The organism is Xenorhabdus vietnamensis, from assembly GCF_002127535.1.
Taxonomy (GTDB): domain Bacteria; phylum Pseudomonadota; class Gammaproteobacteria; order Enterobacterales; family Enterobacteriaceae; genus Xenorhabdus; species Xenorhabdus vietnamensis.
Genome location: NZ_MUBJ01000072.1, coordinates 1 through 1,944 on the forward strand (window position 1 = coordinate 1; position 1,944 = coordinate 1,944).

Genomic DNA, 1,944 nt, shown 5'->3' on the forward strand with positions numbered 1-1,944 from the left:
TTTATGCACAAAGTCGTTTGTGAGTAACTATCAGTTACGCCCAAAGTCCGATTATCGGACATTGGATTTTGCATACCGATATTTTCGGTACTCAAACTGGAACTCTTAAAGAGGTGTAGTTCTTGTTACATGCAACAAGGCAGGCAACCTAAAATAATTGGGTCAGTTGCATTGTGCCCAAACGCCAAATCTGGCGTCTGATTACATATCAATGAGTTATCACCTAAGCCCGAGTTAGGGCTTTGCTCTGCTAAAAGGTGTTGTGATTTCCCCAATACCCAAGATGGGATATCATACCTTGCGGCAACTATAGGGATTTCCTCAACAGTTGGTTAACTCCTTGGTTTCCTTAATCTCTGGCACAGTGCAGGAATTAAGTAATATCAATTGGTTACGTTTAGGTTTTTTATAACTCATTGATTTAACTTAATTAATACTCAGAACCGGAATTCTGGTTTTCTGACAGAATTAGCTAAAATCAACGGGTTATATCATCAAGGCTAAACCGCACAGAGGATTATGGGACAGCTTAATTTCAAGCCCTCCCGTTGGCTGTGTGGTGTGTATGGACTGTTTCTTACTGCAGGCATATTCTGCCCTTATCACGCCGTAGCGGCCTCATCATCAAGGCTCAGTTCGTACATCGCCTCATAGATAACCTCCTGCAATGCTGCCACGAATTCTGCATCCGTTGATGTGCTTGCCAAGGATCTCAGGCGAGGACCATGTTCAGGGGCGATGGCAATCAGCCGGGTGCGCATCCGGGCGTATTCTTCACTGACTTTGTTCACCATATCCTGCCACGGTAGAACCTCACCGGATTTGATGCTGTACTCCAGTTTCACCAGTTCCGCCAGATAGTGTTCTTTGATGGCGCGGGATTCTTCTATCGGGCGTACATCCACCTCGCCACTCAATAGCTTGTCATAGACCGCCTTAGCGCGTGTTTCTAATGACCTTGTGTCTAATGTGCCGGGGTTCTTTTTGGCGTTCTGTGTTCGAAGATCCTGGCTATCGCGGTACTGCTTTAAATTCTGGTCACTGGCTTCAACATTGACCTTGTTGCCGTCGATGACAATGTATTTATTTTCACCGATCCAGCGTGTAATGGTCTTCCTGTTCACACCGACATGCTTCGCGTATTTGCTGATACTCATTGTAGACATGGGACATCCTTCGCTAGAAATGGGACATTGGGACATATGGGACATTGAGATGGGACATGTCCCATAAAAAGTGGGACACAAAACCCAAGGAAATTTAACGTAACCATATGAAATAATTTACAAATACATTTTATTGAGACATGGGGCATGGGACACAAATTCAAAAGTTCACAGCTAGTGAAATATCGCGGCGCGCAATGCCCCCGTTATATAAAAGTCGCGGTAAGGACCCAAAAAGTTTTAAGCATGATGGTTGCCCAGTCTTTCGATGTCTTTCCAGTTCATCGGCTCAATGTACCGTTCCAGCTTCTCACTCGCTGCCCGTAATGATGCCTGATACCCGTTCGCATCATTGGTCCTCAGACTGTAGTTGAATGCCTCCAGATTCTTATCTTCCCCGTCTGACAGTTCCCAGCCTGAACAGACCGCTTCCATCTTGCGTGTGGTGTATCGGCTGAGGTGGCGATAAATTTCGTTGAGCATTGCGATTGCAGACTGATACGGCGTGTGATTGTCGATAAGACGCAACGCATAGACAGGATTGTTCTTTGCCTCCTGACTGCGTGCTATCCAGTGGGCGTTACTGTGTGTGTCAGTGGTGGTATCTTTCTGCGGCTCTGTCTGAATATCCGGTGAGTGCCAAGAAGCATAACGCCCGGCATAACCACGGGCACGGTTTGCATCAGGGCGTAAGTGGCTAAAGGCGTATAAATCAGGCTTCATACTGCCCCCTGTTAGCGATGACTGTAATCCGGCTGAGTGATACCCGTTTTAGCAT

At 46.5% G+C, this 1,944-nt stretch carries 2 protein-coding genes; both read right to left on the minus strand.

Annotated elements, in window-relative coordinates; genetic code table 11:
• Positions 1-602: 602 nt before the first annotated feature.
• Positions 603-1,124 carry an RNA polymerase subunit sigma-70 gene (locus Xvie_RS20100; RefSeq protein ID WP_244175754.1) on the minus strand — a complete coding sequence of 174 codons (522 nt, stop codon included), beginning with the start codon at positions 1,122-1,124 and terminating at the stop codon, positions 603-605.
• Between the two features lie 282 nt (positions 1,125-1,406).
• Positions 1,407-1,889, minus strand: coding sequence for a hypothetical protein (locus tag Xvie_RS20105; protein WP_086110858.1), 483 nt, complete (start codon positions 1,887-1,889; stop codon positions 1,407-1,409).
• Between the last annotated feature and the right edge of the window lie 55 nt (positions 1,890-1,944).